The following is a 14,573-nucleotide window of genomic DNA, read 5'->3' on the forward strand; positions in this document are numbered from 1 at the left end:
GCGACTCCTCCCTGCCTGGGCCCCGCCGGCCACCGCGGTGGAGCCGGATCCCGGACCCGGGTCGGTCCGGCGGCACCACCGGCCCGCTGACCAGCGGTCACGAACTCTACCCGGCCCCGAACGGACGTCACCCTTCCGCGTCCGCCCGGGCAGAGTCCGTGGCCGGTATCAGCGCTGTGGTACGGGGAAGCTCACCGGCCCCCGCCGGCCGGCCCGGTTCACCGCCCGGACGCCGAAGAAGACGTTGTCCTTCGACAGGTCGACGGTGTGACTCGTCGCCGTACCGACCGTGATCACGGAGGTCCACTCCGGCGCGGTCGTCTCGCGCCACACCACCTCGTACCCCGCCAGGTCGGGCTCCGTGCCCGCGTCCCAGACCAGCTGGGTGGCGTTGGTGAGCACGCTGGTGACGATCTTCACCCCGCGCGGGGCCGCGGGGGCCTGGGCGAGGGTCCACAGCACCGCGCCGTTGACCCGGGCGACGCGCGCGATGTAGCTGAAGTCGCAGAATTCGGGCAGGTCACCGTACTGTTTGCCGTCCTCGACCCGCACGTCCTGGTGCTGGTGCGCGAAGTCCTCCGCCGGCTCGGTGAAGCGCGCCGCCGCGTACCCGCGCTCCAGGAACGGGATGTGGTCGCCGCCCCGCAGATAGCGGTCGCGGCGGTAGACCACCCGGACGTTCATGCCCGTCGCGTCGTTGTCCGCGACGTCGCGGACGAACCGGGCGAGCTGGCGGCTCGGCGAGTCGTTCTCGCCGCCGACCGAGCGCCGGGTGTCGGCCTGCTGCGGGGTCTCGGACGTGGGCACGCCCTCCGCGAAGAGCCGCACGCTGTACGGCTCGCGGGTGCCGTCGTCCGCCCGGGAGCTGCCGACGATGTCGTTGGTGAACATGGCCTGGACGTTCGTACCGGCGGCCTTGAAGCTCTCCGCCAGGTACGCCGATCCGTACAGGCCCTGCTCCTCGCCCGCGACGGCCGCGAAGACGATCGTCGCGGCGGGACGGCGCCTCGCCATCACCCGCGCCAGCTCCAGGACCACCGCGACCCCGGAGGCGTCGTCGTCGGCGCCCGGCGCGTCACTCGTCGCGTCCATGACGTCGGTGGCGCGCGAGTCGTAGTGCCCGGAGACGACATGGACCCGCCCGGGGTCGACGGCGCCGCGGAGCGTCGCGACCACGTTGGTGATGCGGGTGGCCACCGGGATCCGGGAGGCGGGTTCCTGGACGTACGACTGGAGCTCCACGGTCATCCGGCCGCCCGAGGCCGCCGCGTACCGCTTCAGCTCGGCGAAGAGCCAGTCGCGGGCGGCGCCGATGCCCCGCTCGGGGTCGTCCTGCGTGGACAGGGTGTGACGGGTCCCGAAGGCGGCGAGGCGCCGCACGGTCGCCTCGATCCGGTCGCGGTCGATCTCCTTGAGCAGCTCCCGCAGCTCCCGGTCGGGGTGCTGGACGGTCGCGGCGGGTCTGCCGCCCGCCTCCCGGCCACCGGATCCGGTCGCGCTCGCCGACGGGGCGGAGGCGACGACGGCGGCTCCGGCCGCGACGGCGGCGGCGGACGACAGTACGGTCCTGCGGGGCGTCCCTGTGGGGTGCTGGGGCATGACGGTCCCTTCCACGGATGCGGGTGTTTCTGCCGGTACGCGAGAGGCGTAGCGCTCCATGGTCATGGACAGGACAACGGATCACAAGGCCGCACCGGAGGGGCCGGGGCCGGTCCTCCTGCGGACCCGCTCCGGCCGTCCCGCCGCCGTCGCCCGTGCGTCAGGCCTTCGTCACCCCCGGCCGCCCCGACTCCACCCGCAGCCGGGCCAGCGCCACCGACGGCGACTGCGGCCGCAGGACCGTGCCGACCGTCCGTACCTGCGCGTCGATGCCCTTCGTCCCGATGTCGAAGAGGTGGTAGCCGCGGTGGCAGTCGATGAACTTCCAGTGCGGGTTGTCGGCGCGCAGCGGATCCCACTGCGCGTCGAACGCGGCCACGCTCTGGTCGCCGTTGGAGCTGATGGACGTCCCCACGAACTCCGCCCCGACGACGGCCGACCTCGGATCCGCGTAGTCCCGCTTGAGGTCGCTGATCATCGTCAGATGGCGGTCGCCGCTGAGCACCACCGGGTTCTGCACGCTCCGGAAGCGGGCCAGCAGGTCGTTGCGCTCCACCTGGTAGCCGTCCCAGGCGTCGTAGTACCACTCCTTGCCGGGACCCGCGAGGATGTCGGTCTCCGCCATCATGATCTGCGAGGCGAGCACGTTCCAGCGGGCCCGCGAGGTGGTGAGACCCGACCGCAGCCACCGCTTCTGCGCCGCGCCCAGCATGGTCAGCGAGGGGTCCAGGGCGCCCGCGTGCGTGACCGCCTGGTCGCTGCGGAACTGCCGGGTGTCCAGCACGTTGAGCCGTACCAGCTGTCCGAAGTCGAAGCGCCGGTACATCTGGATGTGCGGGCCGTTCGGCACGGCCGACGCCCTGACCGGCATGTGCTCGTAGAACGCCTGGTAGGCGGCGGTCAGCCGGGCCACGAAGGCGTCGTGCGGCTGCTTGCCCGGGTCCTGCGGGACCTCCCCGGCGAAGTCGTTGTCGACCTCGTGGTCGTCGAAGGTCACGATCCACGGGGCGGCCGCGTGCATGGCCCGCAGGTCGGGGTCCGTCTTGTACTGCGCGTAGCGGTTGCGGTAGCCCACCAGGTCCACCGGCTCCCCGGTGCCCTCGTGGCGGCGTACGGCCGAGGCGGCGGGGGCGCTCTCGTAGATGTAGTCGCCGACGAAGACCACGACGTCCGGATCCTGCCGCCGCATGTCCGCGTACGGCGTGAAGTAGCCGTTCTGCCAGTTCTGGCAGGAGGCCAGGGCGACGCGCAGCCGGGAGGGGTTCGCGGCGGCCGTGCGGGTGTGCCCCACGGGGGAGAGCTGCGAGCCGGCGCGGAAGCGGTACCAGTAGTCCCGGCCGGCGCTCAGGCCCGGCACGTCCACGTGCACGCTGTGCCCCAGCGACGGCGAGGCGGTGGCGGTGCCCTGCCGGACGACGGTACGGAACCGCTCGTCCAGGGCCACCTGCCAGCGGACCGGCACCGTTCTGTTCGGCATGCCCCCGCCGTGGAGCGGGTCCGGGGCGAGCCGGGTCCACAGGACGACGGAGGTCGTCAGCGGGTCTCCGGAGGCGACACCGAGGGTGAACAGGCCGTCCGGCAGGGGGGCGTAGGCGGGGCGGGAGAGTCCGCTCGCGCGGGCGGCGGGGGCGGTCAGCAACTGTCCTGTGGCGACGGCGCCGGCGGTGGCGGCGCCGGCCATCAGCAGGCGGCGGCGGGCGAGTTCGGGCATGGGGGTTCCCTTCTCATTGCGGCATAGCCGCGGAGAAGGTGTCAGGTCCACAGACACAGGCACCCAATTTCACCCGGCCGGACCGTGACACAAGAGTGTCCACTGACGTCGTATCAGCTCAATCCGGACGGAATGAATACCCCGGGAGTACCAAAGGATTCACCTGAGTGCCACGGATCGGGCCGCCGGGCGCCTCCGGACGGTTGCCGCGCGGGGCGCGTCCGGGCGCGGTCCGCACCCGGTCCGCACGAGGCGTTCCACGACCGGATCCGGCCAACGCGCCTCCCGAGGGGTGCCGATCCGCCCTGTTCGAGCTGCTCTGAGCGAAATCACTCCCACCGGGGCCCCCGGCTCCCTACGCTCGGGAGTCAGCCGACCTCAGGGAGCCCGTGATGGAGATGCCAGGCACGCCGCCCCCGTACGCCGACGTCGCCCAACTCGCCTGGGCGGTGCTCCTGCTCGAACAGGCGCGCCATCTGTTCAAGGAGGCCGAGACCTCCTGCCGTACGCTCACCGCCCCCGGGACGGCCGTCGAACACGAGGCGGGGCTCGCCCTCCTCACCGCGGGAGCCTCGGAGGCGGCCGTCACGATGGCCTCCGCCCTCGGCTTCGCCACCGCCGGCCTCGACGCGAAGGCGGGCTGGAAGCTCCGCAGCGCCCGTAACCTCGGCAACCTGCCCGCCGGGATCAGCCGCACGGACCGTCCGCTCGAACCGGCCGTGACGGAGGCACTGCTGTTGGTACGTCAGGTGGCGGAGGTCTACAACCACGACACGGTCAGGGAGATAGACGACGCGCTCGCCGCGGGCGCCCCCACCTGGCCGCCGCCCGAGCGGGACGCGTACGGGCGGGAGCACGGGCACCGGATCTGAGAGGGCGGGCGTGACCGGGGCGGACGCCGTCCCGGCGCCGCCGGACCCACTTGACGACCCACGGGGCTCCGACCTGACGGCCCATCGGATTCAGACGGCCGCACACCCCCCGCGGGTTCCACGCGGACCCTGTGAGATGCCCGCCATTATCGGCGGCGCGGGGACGGTTGACGGTCTCTCTCCGGCCGGAAGATCATGCTGGTCGGGCCGCTGACCGGGCCGGGACCGACCGCCCGGCACCGCGCGCCCGTGGTTACGGGGGAGCGTCATGACGTGGGACCGGGCGGGCTGCCGCTCGGCTCCGTCCTGCGCGTTCCTATCTCGACGGAACGAACCGGAAAGAGACTCATGCGCTATCGCACCCGGGTGACGGCCCCGGCGGCCGCACTCCTCGGCACCGCCGCACTCACCCTCTCCTCTCCCACCGCCCAGGCGGCCCCGCTCACGCGTGGCCACGGCTCCCACGGCGGGGGCACCCCCGGCGGGGACAGCCTCGGCGACCCCGTCTACCCGGTGCTGGGGAACACCGGGTACCGCGTCTCCGCCTACCTGCTGGACTTCACCTACCTCGCCGACACCCGGCTGGTCGAGGCGCGCGTGACGATCGTCGCCCGCGCCACCCAGGACCTCTCCCGCTTCTCCCTCGACCTGCTCGGCCCCGTGGTCCACGAGGTGCGGGTGGGCGGCCGGCGGGCGGCCTTCGAGCAGCAGGCCGAGAAGCTCGTCGTGACCCCGCCGTCCCCCGTGCGGGAGCACGGGGAGCTGGTCGTACGGGTCGACTACACCGCCGACCCGCGCAAGATCGCGCCGCCGTACAACGGCTGGGTGCCCACCCCCGACGGCTTCGCCGTCGCCGGGCAGCCGGACCTGGCGCGGACCGTCTTCCCCTGCAACGACCACCCCACGGACAAGGCGCACTTCACCTTCCGGGTCACCGCCCCGGCCGGCCTGACCGCCGTCGCGAGCGGGTCGCTCGTCTCCACCCGGACGAACGCCGACGGCACCACCACCGCCGTCTACCACTCGCGCGACCCGATCGCCACCGAGGTCGTCCAGGTCACCGTCGGCGACTACCGGATCGTGGAGCGTCCGGGACCGAGCGGGATGCGGCTGCGCGATGTCGTACCGACCGCGCGGGCCGAGGCCCTCGAACCGGCTCTCGCCCTGACGCCCGGTCAACTCGCCTGGCTGGAGCGGCGGCTGGGGCGCTTCCCGTTCGAGGCGTACGGCATCCTGCCGGCCAACACGGACGCGCCCGACGCCTTCGACTTCACCGGCCTGGAGACCCAGACCCTCACGATCTACAAGCCGAACTACCTGCTCCAGCAGGAGAGCGCGATCGGCTCGCACATGATGCACGAGCTGGTCCACAGCTGGTTCGGCAACCTGGTCTCCCCGGCGACCTGGGCCGACCTGTGGCTCAACGAGGGCCACGCGGACTACTACGGTCTGCTCTACCGGTACGAGCGCGGCTGGCCCGACTCGATCGGACTGACCACCATGGAAGCCCGGATGAAGGACGTCTACTCCCGGGGCGACCAGTGGCGGCAGGACTCCGGCCCGGTCGCCTCCCCGACGGCCGCCAACCTCTTCGACAGCCAGCGCTACACCGGCGGGGTCCTGGTCCTGTACGCGCTGTGGACGCTGGTCGGCGAGGACGTCTTCTCCCGTATCGAGCACACCTTCCTCGACCGGTACCGCAACTCCAGCGCCTCCACGAAGGACTACATCGCGGTCGCCACCGAGGTCGCGGGCCAGGACCTGACCGGATTCCTCACGGAGTGGCTGTACGGCACGACCACGCCCCGCATGCCCGGTCATCCGGACTGGACCGTCACGCCTCCCAGGGCGTCCGCGGCCCGCCGGGACGACCGGCCGACGCCGAAGGACGGGGCGAGCGCGACGCTGTGAGGTGGTAGGGGGTCTCCGTGAGGTGACGGGCGGCCACGGACTCCAGCACCGGCCGCCAGTCCTCCATCACCCCCGCGTCCAGGCCGACGGCCTTTCCCTCGTCGTCGGCCTGACGCAGGGTCACGGCGTCCTCCGCCAGGGGGTCCCGGGCGAACGCGGCCGCCTCCGCCGGGGTCATCGGGCCGCCCTGGAGCCGCAGGGTGGCCGCGCTCTGCCCGGACAGCGGACGTCCGGGCTCGACGAACGCCAGGTAGCGCTTGGCGGGGACGTGCAGCTGGACGAGACGGGCGACCCGGAGGCCCAGGAGCGGGCGTACCGCGTCCGCCGCGAGGTCCGCGTGGCGCGCGTCGTCGCCGGGCAGCAGCAGATGACCCAGGTCGTGGACGAGCCCGGCGATCTGGAGCTCCTTGTCGGCGGGGCGGCGCCGGCGCAGCAGCGCGGCCGTCTGCAGGGCGTGGTCATGGAGGTCGACGGGGTCGCCGGTGCGGTCCGGGGTGTCCCAGGCGCCCCGGCTCGCGTGGAGGAGATCCATCAGTTCGTCGACCGAGTTCGCAGCCATGGTGGCCCTTTCCCGTCCTGTTCCCGTCCTGGAATGCCTGCCGTCGCCCTGCCGAGCAGATCACGACGTGGTGAACGGGTCGACGCCCGGCCTTCTGAACAGGCGGCGAACAAAAACCGACCGTATTTTGTTCGCCATTTCCCCTGTTGTGGGCGCCCCCCGTACGGCACGCTGGACGCATGAACGCTGCCAGACATGCCGGCGAACGTCTGATGACCTGGCCGGGTCTCAGCCGGGGCCGGGCCTACTGCGGCACAGACCTGTGCGTGCGCACCGAGTCCCAGGAGATCGTGCACTTCCACGGCGAGAATGAGGCCGACGTGCACCTCACCAACTCCATGATCGCCAAGTTGCGGCCCGCGCTCAAGCGGTCCACCGCGCTGCGGCTGCGGGCCGGCTCCGGCTGGGTCACGGTCCGGCTCGACACCGGCGCGGACATCGATCTCCTCGCCACACTGGTCAGCGCGGCCCTCCAGGCCGTCGCGGGGCTGCCGGAGGAGGGGCGCACGGGGATCGTGACGGACCCCTGCACACGGCACAACAGGGCGTACTCCCGCTGAGGGCACACCACGCCACCGGACCCGATCGGGTCCGGTGGCCGGCGCACGTCTCGCGGGGCGGGGTCAGGGCTGCGGAGGGCGGTCGTCCGACGGCGGCTCCTGCGTCCCCATCTGCTCGTTCATCCGCTTCTGGGCACTGTCCGTCTGGCCGCTGTACTTGTTGTCGGTCTTGGCGTCGAACGCGTCGCCCCCCCTTTCCACGCCCTGGCGGCTCGCGTCGTCATGGCCCTTCATGAGGTTCTTCAGCTTGTCCATCATCGACATTGCTTGCTCCTCACTCGGAACGTACTCACCCCCACCATCCCCGCTGCCCGGCGATCCCGCATCCGCAGCGTGTGTTCCCGGGTCGGCGTGTGTTCTCAGGCGTCGTCCTCCGGGTCGAGCGACCCCGTCCGGTCCAGCGCCTCCCTCACCAGCGCCGACGCGAAGACCGCGGGGTCGGTGCCGCCCGCCAGCCGTATCAGCGCCGCCGGGTCGTCCGGCAGGCCCAGACGGCGGGCGCCCTGGAGCGCCTTGTCGTCCAGGTACGGCGCGACGTGCGGCCAGATCCCCTGCACCTCGCGCAGGAAGATGTCCGCCCCGACCGGGCCGATGCCCGGGGTCTTCTGGATGCCGGCGGCCAGGGCGCCGACGTCGCGGCCCGCCGCCTCGCGCAGTCGTCGCAGGTCACCGCCGTACTCGTGGAGGAGCAGGCGGGCGCCGTCACCGAGCTGGGTGGCCGTGCGCTCGTCGTACCGGCGGTAGCCACCGCGCCCCAGCGCGTCCACCCGCTCCTGCCAGGTGGCGTCGGCCATGCGCCGCGGGGTGCGCAGCCCCGCGTCGCCGAGGGCCCGGCAGGCCGCGACCGCGGTCTCGGCGCGGATCCGCGCGCTCAGCAGCAGGGCCAGGACCAGGGTGCGGTAGAGCGGCTGCGGTGTGTCGCGCAGGCGGATACCGGCCTCCTGCGCGTAGGTACGACCGTGGGTGCCGAGGAGCTTCCTCACGGTCTCGCTGTCACTGGATCGCGGCACAACACGCCTCCTCCGACGGACAGTTGCCGGTGCGGCGCGGGGCAGAACCTCTCTCCCCGCGCCTCCACCATTGTCGCGCCGCCGGGCGCCGACCGCACACGCTGCCGGGAGGGATCAGGCCCGGGCGAACCAGCGGGCGATCTCGGTGTCCGTGATCTCCTCTCCCAACTCCTCGGGCAGGGCGTCGAGTTCGAGCTGGGCGACCTGGGCGTAGTGTTTCGCCACCCCGGGCGCGAAGATCTTGTCCGGGAGCGGCCCGGCCCGGAACGCGTCGAGAGCGGCGCTCAGTGTGGTGTGGACCGGCGGGGCGGTGTGATCCGCGTACGCGTTGCCCGTGACCGGCTCCGGCGGGGTGAGGGCGTGCTCGATGCCGTGCTCGACCGCGGCCAGGGCGGCCGTCAGGGCGAGGTAGGGGTTCGCGTCCGCCCCCGGGAGCCGTACCTCCAGGTGCGGGGTGGCCCGCCCCACCACCCGTACCGCACAGGTCCGGTTGTCGTAGCCCCAGGTGAAGCTGGTGGGGGCGCCGGTGTCCGGCTGGTAGCGGCGGTACGAATTGGTGTTCGGCGCCCACAGCGGGGTGAGGTCCGGCAGGACCGCGAGCAGCCCGGCGACGGCCTGGGAGCCCGTGGCCGACAGCCCCCCCGAGGGGGCGGCGAACACCGGCTGGCCGTCCTGCCACAGGGACAGGTGCAGGTGCAGTCCGCTGGCCGTGCCGGCCTGCGGGGTGGGCATGAACGTCGGGGCCAGCCCCGTACGGTCGCCGGTGTGCCGGGCGACGCGCTTGAACAGGACGTGCCCGTCGCACGCCTCCACCGCGTCGCCGTACGGGAAGGTGATCTCCACCTGCCCCGGGGCGGCCTCGGACTTGGCGGCCTCGATGGGCCGGCCCGCGTGTTCCAGGTGTTCCTGGAGGAGCCGCAGGTAGCGGCTCGTCCGCGGGTCGACCTCCAGGGCGAAGTCGCGGTTCTTCGCCGACACGGGACGCAGCGCGCGGTGGAGCGTGTCCTCCAGGCGCTGGTGGGTGCCCCGGTAGAGGGCGAACTCCGTCTCGATGCCGACCTTGACCCGCAGGCCCCGCTCGGCGAGCAGGTCGAGCTGCCGCCGCAGGATCCGGCGCGGCGACACCTCCACGGGCCGGTCGTCGAGGTAGGCGTCCGCCTGGACGACCACCGTCGCCGGATCCCAGGGCGCCGTCCGGATCGTCGTCAGGTCGGGCCGCACCTGGAAGTCGCCGATGCCGCTGTCCCAGGAGACCAGCTCGAAGTCGGACGGCGGCAGCATGTCGACGTCCGTGGCCAGCACGTACGCGCACACGTCCGCCCCGTCGCCGGCCACCCGGTCCAGGAAGTACCGGGCGTGGTACCGCTTGCCCTGCTGTCGGCCCTGGACGTCGGCGAGCGCCAACTCCACGGTCCTGACGCGGCCTTCGGCCACCTCGGTGCGCAACTGGTCGAGGGTGAGGCGCCCGGTGGCCCGGGCCGTCCGGTCCAAGTCCGCGGTCATCAGATGAACTCCTCGACGTGGGCGCGGTCCTGGGCGGCCGGGGTGGGCGTCGGCGGGTTGTAGGCGCGGCGCGCGAACGGCCAGCGCAGCTCGGCCAGCAGCAGGACGGCGACCAGCGCCACCGGCGCGTAGTTGAACGTCTCGACGGTGACGGGGTTGCGCTGCGGCAGGCAGAAGAGCACGGTCACGAAGCCGACCCAGACCACCGCGATCCACCCCACCGGCTTGCTCCAGCGGCCCAGGTGCCAGGGGCCCTTGCGGAAGCGGTTCCCGTGGCGGAGGCGCAGGAAGATCGGGATCGCGTACGCGGGCGTCATCCCGATGATGTTGATCGCGGAGACGGCGGTGAACGCCGTGGGCGAGTACAGGCTCGGCAGGGTGATCAGGCACGCGGCGGCGACCACCAGCCACACGGCCAGGTGCGGGGTCTGGCTGCGGCTCAGCCGCCGCCACAGGCCGGAGCCGGGCAGCGCCCCGTCGCGGGAGAACGCGAACACCATCCGGCTGCCGGCCGCGACCTCGGCGTTGCCGCCGCACAGCAGCACCACGATGACCACGGCGAGCAGCAGGGTCGCCCCGTCGGTGCCCACCGCGTCCACGAAGATCTGCGCCGGGGGTACGGGGGAGGCGGCGGTGGTCGCGTAGTCCTGGATCGCGGACGCCATGGAGGCCAGCAGGACGAAGCCCACCGCCCACGACACCCAGATCGAGCGCACGATGCCGCGCGGGGCCGACACCGCCGCGCGGCTCGTCTCCTCCGACATGTGGGCCGAGGCGTCGTAGCCCACCAGGGTGCCCTGGGCGATCGCGAGGCCGATGCCGGTGACGTACAGCGGATTGGCCCAGCCGGTGCCGTTGCTGAACTCACCGAGGACGAACGACGCGGGCTGGTGGCTGTCCGGGGCGATCCACAGCACACCGAGGATGACGGCCACACCGGCGAGGTGCCACCACACACTGATCGAGTTCAGCACACTGACCAGCCGGACGCCGGCCAGGTTCAGGGCGGCGTGGAACAGGAGGATGGCGACGAAGATGACCATCGTCTCCTCCGGTGTGACGGCGATGCCCCACTGGAGGTCCAGGACGGCCCCGGTGAACAGGGCGGCGCCGTAGTCGATCACGGCGATGCCGCCGATCAGACCTAACAGGTTCAGCCAGCCCGTGTAGAACCCCCAGCGCCGGCCGCCGAGTTGGTCGGCCATGTAGAACATCGCGCCCGAGGTGGGGTACGCGCTCGTCACCTCGGCCAGCGCCATCCCGACGAAGAGCACGAAGAAGCCCACCACCGCCCAGCCCCACAGCATGACCGCGGGACCGCCCGCGATCAGGCCGGGCCCGTACAGCGCCATGCAGCCGCCCAGCACCGAGATGACACTGAAACTCACGGCGAAGTTGCCGAAACCGCCCATCCGCCGGGCCAGCACGGGTTCGTAGCCGAGATCGGCCAGCTGCCGGTTGTCGTCGGACACCTGCTCGGGTCCTGTGGCAGGTTGTGGTCGGGTCGCACCAAACACTGAGGTCCTCCTCATGGGACACACTCATCGGGGGAAAGGATCACCAGGAACGACGGCTCAGGGGGAGCCGTTCGCCAGGGCCGCGTCGTGCGCGTCGAGGAACAGGCGCTCCCACCGGGCCCCGTCGGCGACGAGGTACAGCCAGGGGCGGGGGGAGGCGTGCGGGCCCAGCGCGCGGAACACCTCGGCGGCGGGGCCGTACTGCTGGCTCGACCACAGCGCGTGCGCGAGGTAGTTCATGTCCTGCGTCAGACGGCGCGAGGTGGTGACCGCGAACCAGTCCCGGTACGCGACCCGGGCCCGCGCCAGCGCCCGGTCGGTCACCCAGTAGAGGCTGGCGTCCAGCGACTCGCGGCCGGTGTGGGTCGCCCGCCACCGCTCCACGGCGACATAGAGCGGAAGGGCCAGCAGGGCCGAGCCCCCGGGCGCGCAGTCCGCCACCCACCGGGCGAAGAAGTCCTGATGGGCGACCGAACCGCCCTTGCGGACCAGGAAGTAGCGTGCCATCCGGTGGTACGCCTCACGGTTGCCCGGGTCCCGCCGGTCGACCTCCGCCAGCAGCCCCCAGGGGCCGGGGAACAGCTGCGGGTCGGGGGCGTGGCGCCGGTGCTCCGGATCCACCTGGTCCGGGTCCAGCTCGGCGAGGGCCAGCCGGCAGAGGTACGGCACCGGATCGTGCGGCGCCAGCTCCGCGGCGGCCGGGCAGGCCGCGCTCGCGGTCCACCACAGGCTCTGGAGGTGCTGGACGTCGCCGATACGGTTCGCCCGCAGCGCCCGCTCCACCGCGACCCGGGCCCGCATCACCGCGGCCGGCCGGCTGTCCGGGACCTCCCGCTGCCACGTCTGTACGACCGTGGTCCCCGCCGACGCGGCGCCCAGCACCTGCGTACGGAAGGTCCACCGCGACCAGTCGGGGCCGCCCTCGGCGCGCAGGACGCCCGCCTCGGTGCGTAAGAGCAGATCCTGCATGGACATCCAGTAGCCCGAGGCCACGTCCTGGAGCACCGCGCGTAATTCGTGGTCGTCCCCGGCCGGCCCGGAGGACAACCGCATCCCCCGCCCGGACCTGTCGCCCGTCCCCATGGCGTTCACCGGCACCGGCCCCCGGGCCCGCCGTGGGCGGAGGACCGGGATAACGGCCGCACTGGAGACATCGTCATTCCTCGTCGCAGGTCAGGGGGGTCCACTCAGGACGCCGTCCATCACCGAGGGTTGGCGCTCGGTGGCCCTGCGTCCCGGCGCACCAGCATGGCACCTGGGCTTTCGTAAAGAAAGCTCGACCGGAACTTTGCTTCCGTCAATTGCGCGCCCCTGTGCGCCGTTTGACCGTTTCCGACCGGGAGACCTCCGCGTGGCGGAATACGTCTTCCGAAAAGGGCACTTCAGGCCAGCAGACGCAGCGCCACTCCGGCCAGGCCCACCGTGACCGTCTGGCCCCACGTCAGGTCCAGCGCGTCACTCTCCATGCCGTCGCCGAACGCCACCAGCCGCTCCGACTCCACCGTCAGGCGCAGCCGGTGGCTCCCGGTCAGGACGCCCGTCAGCCGGGACGTGCCGGTCGTGGGGGACGGCCAGGCCTCCCGTACGCACCAGACCAGGACGGGGTCGGTCGGCGCCGGCGACGGCAGCGCGCCGCCGCCCAGCGACCGCAGCCAGCCCGTCGCGCCCGTGCCCGTACCGACCAGCACCCCCGAGGACGCCTGGGCCTCGGCGGGACCCGTCCCGTCGTCCGGGCCCAGCCGGTAGCGCGAGGTCTGGTGGTCGGGCCGGCCGAGATAGATCTCGTTGAGCGCGAGAAGCCGCTGTGTGTCGTCGGCGACCGCCTCGACCATCGTCAGCTCGTCGACCCGGGCGGCCCTCCCCGGCCCGGCCGCCCGGAGCAGCGCCCCCGCGTCGCCGGGACGGTGGCGTACGAGCACCCCGAGCCCCCGCCCCGGATCCGTGTCGATCCCCACCACCACCTGCCCCGTCAGGTACTTCGCGGTGTTGGCGACCAGCCCGTCCGCGCCCACCACGACCACCACGTCCTCGGGGCCGAACAGGAACCGGTCCAGGTCCGCGCGCTCCACCCGGGCCTGCCGCCACGACAGCGGCACCGCCGCCGCCACCTCCGTCAGCGCGCGGAGCGCCCGGTGGTGCCGCGCGGCGACCTCGTCCAGGGACCGGCCGCGCGAGGAGAGGTAGAACGCGGCCTGGCCGTGCGTGCCGTGCCGGGCCAGCAGCTCCTCGTACTCGCTGGTGCGGTGGACCAGCACCGCGCGCGGCGCCAGGCTCACGCGGACCCGTCCCCGGGGCGGCCCAGCTTGGCGAGCAGCCCGGTGAGCACGTCGGGGGAGACGGTGAGGCTGTCGACGCGCGGCAGGTTCTCCGCGAGGCGCGTCGCGGCCAGCGCGCGCAGCGTCGCCGCGCCCACCTCGCCGTGCACCCGCAGCCAGGCGGACTGGGCCGCCGCCCGCGCGTCACCGGTCTGCCGCGCCGCCTCGGCCTGCGCGGTGGCGAGCTTCACGATCCGCCGCGCCTCGGCCTCGGCCCGTACGGCGTCGGCCGCCGCGCTCTCCTCGGCCTCGCGGCGGGCGTTGGTGCCGTGCTGCTCGACCAGCCGCTCCTCGCGCCGGGCCAGCTCGATCTTGCTGGCGAGTTCGTTCTCGGCGATGGTCCGCTCGCGCTCGACGGCCACGGCCCGCCGCTCGTAGGTGGCCCGGTCCGCCTCCTGCTGGATCAGCTCCCGGGCTGGTGTGCGCAGCGCGCGCTCCACCTCCGCCTCCGGGCGGATGGCGACCACCCGCGCGGCCACCACCTCGATGCCCGTGGCCGGCAGCCGGGGCTCGGCCGCGAGTCCGTCGGAGATCCGCTGCCGTACGGACGCGACCCCGTCGGCCAGCGCCGCCGCCAGCGGGGTACGGGCCAGCACGTCGAGCGCGTGCTGCTGGGCCGTCTCGGTGAGCAGGGTGGCGATCTGCTCCAGCGGCGCGCTCCGCCAGGCGCCGGTGTCCGGATCGACGGAGAAGTCGATCCGGCCGGCGGCCGTGCCCGGGTCGCTGATCCGGTAGGTGACGGTCGCCTGCACGGTGACGTCCTGGAAGTCCGCCGTACGGGCGTGGAAGGCCATGGCCAACTCCCGGTCGTCGACCGGCACTTCCGAGAGGGCCGCGCTCAGCGCCCGGAACCAGAAGCTCAGCCCGGTGCCGTCGCGTGCCAGCTGTCCGCGCCGGTGGTGCCGTACGTACGCGGTGGGCGCGGAGCGCAGATGGCGCCAGCCGAGGCGCCGGGTGATGTCGGCCATGGAGGCCCCCCTTGTTGTCGTCATGGCGACGATATCGAAGGCGACTCC

Annotated in this window: 13 protein-coding genes; 3 read left to right on the plus strand and 10 right to left on the minus strand. The window is 73.0% G+C overall.

Translation table 11 applies throughout. The annotated features are described in order from the left end of the window. Positions 1-168 precede the first annotated feature (168 nt). Together ACIODU_RS05210 and ACIODU_RS05215 are read right to left on the minus strand one after the other, a co-directional pair. Positions 169-1,599: a M20/M25/M40 family metallo-hydrolase gene (locus ACIODU_RS05210; protein ID WP_401764089.1), complete on the minus strand. Its 1,431-nt coding sequence runs from the start codon at positions 1,597-1,599 to the stop codon at positions 169-171. Between the two features lie 160 nt (positions 1,600-1,759). Further along, the gene (locus tag ACIODU_RS05215) at positions 1,760-3,310 is read right to left on the minus strand and encodes an alkaline phosphatase D family protein (protein ID WP_401764092.1); all 1,551 of its coding nucleotides are present in this window, start codon (positions 3,308-3,310) and stop codon (positions 1,760-1,762) included. A 392-nt stretch (positions 3,311-3,702) separates the two neighbouring features. On the opposite strand from ACIODU_RS05215, the gene ACIODU_RS05220 reads away from it, so the two are divergent. Together ACIODU_RS05220 and ACIODU_RS05225 are read left to right on the plus strand one after the other, a co-directional pair. Beyond that, positions 3,703-4,182, plus strand: coding sequence for a hypothetical protein (locus tag ACIODU_RS05220; protein ID WP_356419053.1), 480 nt, complete (start codon positions 3,703-3,705; stop codon positions 4,180-4,182). Between the two features lie 348 nt (positions 4,183-4,530). Further along, positions 4,531-6,093: a M1 family metallopeptidase gene (locus tag ACIODU_RS05225; protein WP_401764095.1), complete on the plus strand. Its 1,563-nt coding sequence runs from the start codon at positions 4,531-4,533 to the stop codon at positions 6,091-6,093. Here the strand turns inward: ACIODU_RS05225 and ACIODU_RS05230 are convergent. Further along, on the minus strand, positions 6,017-6,652 hold the full coding sequence (locus ACIODU_RS05230; RefSeq protein ID WP_356419047.1) for a metal-dependent phosphohydrolase: 636 nt from the start codon (positions 6,650-6,652) through the stop codon (positions 6,017-6,019). The genes ACIODU_RS05225 and ACIODU_RS05230 overlap by 77 nt on opposite strands. Positions 6,653-6,831: 179 nt before the next feature. Between ACIODU_RS05230 and ACIODU_RS05235 the strand changes: the two genes are divergently transcribed. Continuing rightward, positions 6,832-7,212 carry a luciferase family protein gene (locus tag ACIODU_RS05235; RefSeq protein ID WP_401764099.1) on the plus strand — a complete coding sequence of 127 codons (381 nt, stop codon included), beginning with the start codon at positions 6,832-6,834 and terminating at the stop codon, positions 7,210-7,212. Between the two features lie 63 nt (positions 7,213-7,275). On the opposite strand, the gene ACIODU_RS05240 is transcribed toward ACIODU_RS05235, so the two are convergent. From ACIODU_RS05240 to ACIODU_RS05270, 7 genes are all read right to left on the minus strand, one after another. Then, positions 7,276-7,476 carry an antitoxin gene (locus ACIODU_RS05240; protein WP_356419044.1) on the minus strand — a complete coding sequence of 67 codons (201 nt, stop codon included), beginning with the start codon at positions 7,474-7,476 and terminating at the stop codon, positions 7,276-7,278. Positions 7,477-7,571: 95 nt separating this feature from the next. Next, positions 7,572-8,222 (minus strand): endonuclease, encoded by a 651-nt coding sequence (locus ACIODU_RS05245; RefSeq protein WP_401764103.1) that lies wholly within the window; start codon positions 8,220-8,222, stop codon positions 7,572-7,574. Positions 8,223-8,336: 114 nt separating this feature from the next. After that, positions 8,337-9,725 carry a glutamine synthetase family protein gene (locus ACIODU_RS05250; RefSeq protein ID WP_401764106.1) on the minus strand — a complete coding sequence of 463 codons (1,389 nt, stop codon included), beginning with the start codon at positions 9,723-9,725 and terminating at the stop codon, positions 8,337-8,339. Next, on the minus strand, positions 9,725-11,137 hold the full coding sequence (locus ACIODU_RS05255; protein WP_356419643.1) for an amino acid permease: 1,413 nt from the start codon (positions 11,135-11,137) through the stop codon (positions 9,725-9,727). Before ACIODU_RS05255 ends, ACIODU_RS05250 begins: the two co-directional genes overlap by 1 nt. Before the next feature lie 162 nt (positions 11,138-11,299). Further along, positions 11,300-12,295 (minus strand): hypothetical protein, encoded by a 996-nt coding sequence (locus tag ACIODU_RS05260; RefSeq protein WP_401764109.1) that lies wholly within the window; start codon positions 12,293-12,295, stop codon positions 11,300-11,302. A 329-nt stretch (positions 12,296-12,624) separates the two neighbouring features. Further along, the gene (locus ACIODU_RS05265; protein WP_401764112.1) at positions 12,625-13,518 is read right to left on the minus strand and encodes a hypothetical protein; all 894 of its coding nucleotides are present in this window, start codon (positions 13,516-13,518) and stop codon (positions 12,625-12,627) included. Continuing rightward, a complete protein-coding gene (locus tag ACIODU_RS05270) occupies positions 13,515-14,525 on the minus strand; it encodes an SPFH domain-containing protein (protein ID WP_401764115.1) in 1,011 nt (336 codons plus the stop codon). The genes ACIODU_RS05265 and ACIODU_RS05270 overlap by 4 nt, the downstream gene beginning before the upstream one ends. Positions 14,526-14,573: the final 48 nt, after the last annotated feature.

It is taken from the genome of Streptomyces sp. NPDC088261 (genome assembly GCF_044740805.1).
Lineage (GTDB): Bacteria > Actinomycetota > Actinomycetes > Streptomycetales > Streptomycetaceae > Streptomyces.

What these genes read in the sequence shown, in the direction of transcription:
- ACIODU_RS05210 (WP_401764089.1), bottom strand. Translation starts at nt 1,599, where the DNA reads ATGCCCCAGCACCCCACAGGGACGCCCCGCAGGACCGTACTGTCGTCC.
- ACIODU_RS05215 (WP_401764092.1), bottom strand. Translation starts at nt 3,310, where the DNA reads ATGCCCGAACTCGCCCGCCGCCGCCTGCTGATGGCCGGCGCCGCCACC.
- ACIODU_RS05220 (WP_356419053.1), top strand. Translation starts at nt 3,703, where the DNA reads ATGGAGATGCCAGGCACGCCGCCCCCGTACGCCGACGTCGCCCAACTC.
- ACIODU_RS05225 (WP_401764095.1), top strand. Translation starts at nt 4,531, where the DNA reads ATGCGCTATCGCACCCGGGTGACGGCCCCGGCGGCCGCACTCCTCGGC.
- ACIODU_RS05230 (WP_356419047.1), bottom strand. Translation starts at nt 6,652, where the DNA reads ATGGCTGCGAACTCGGTCGACGAACTGATGGATCTCCTCCACGCGAGC.
- ACIODU_RS05235 (WP_401764099.1), top strand. Translation starts at nt 6,832, where the DNA reads ATGAACGCTGCCAGACATGCCGGCGAACGTCTGATGACCTGGCCGGGT.
- ACIODU_RS05240 (WP_356419044.1), bottom strand. Translation starts at nt 7,476, where the DNA reads ATGTCGATGATGGACAAGCTGAAGAACCTCATGAAGGGCCATGACGAC.
- ACIODU_RS05250 (WP_401764106.1), bottom strand. Translation starts at nt 9,725, where the DNA reads ATGACCGCGGACTTGGACCGGACGGCCCGGGCCACCGGGCGCCTCACC.
- ACIODU_RS05255 (WP_356419643.1), bottom strand. Translation starts at nt 11,137, where the DNA reads ATGGGCGGTTTCGGCAACTTCGCCGTGAGTTTCAGTGTCATCTCGGTG.
- ACIODU_RS05260 (WP_401764109.1), bottom strand. Translation starts at nt 12,295, where the DNA reads ATGCGGTTGTCCTCCGGGCCGGCCGGGGACGACCACGAATTACGCGCG.
- ACIODU_RS05270 (WP_401764115.1), bottom strand. Translation starts at nt 14,525, where the DNA reads ATGGCCGACATCACCCGGCGCCTCGGCTGGCGCCATCTGCGCTCCGCG.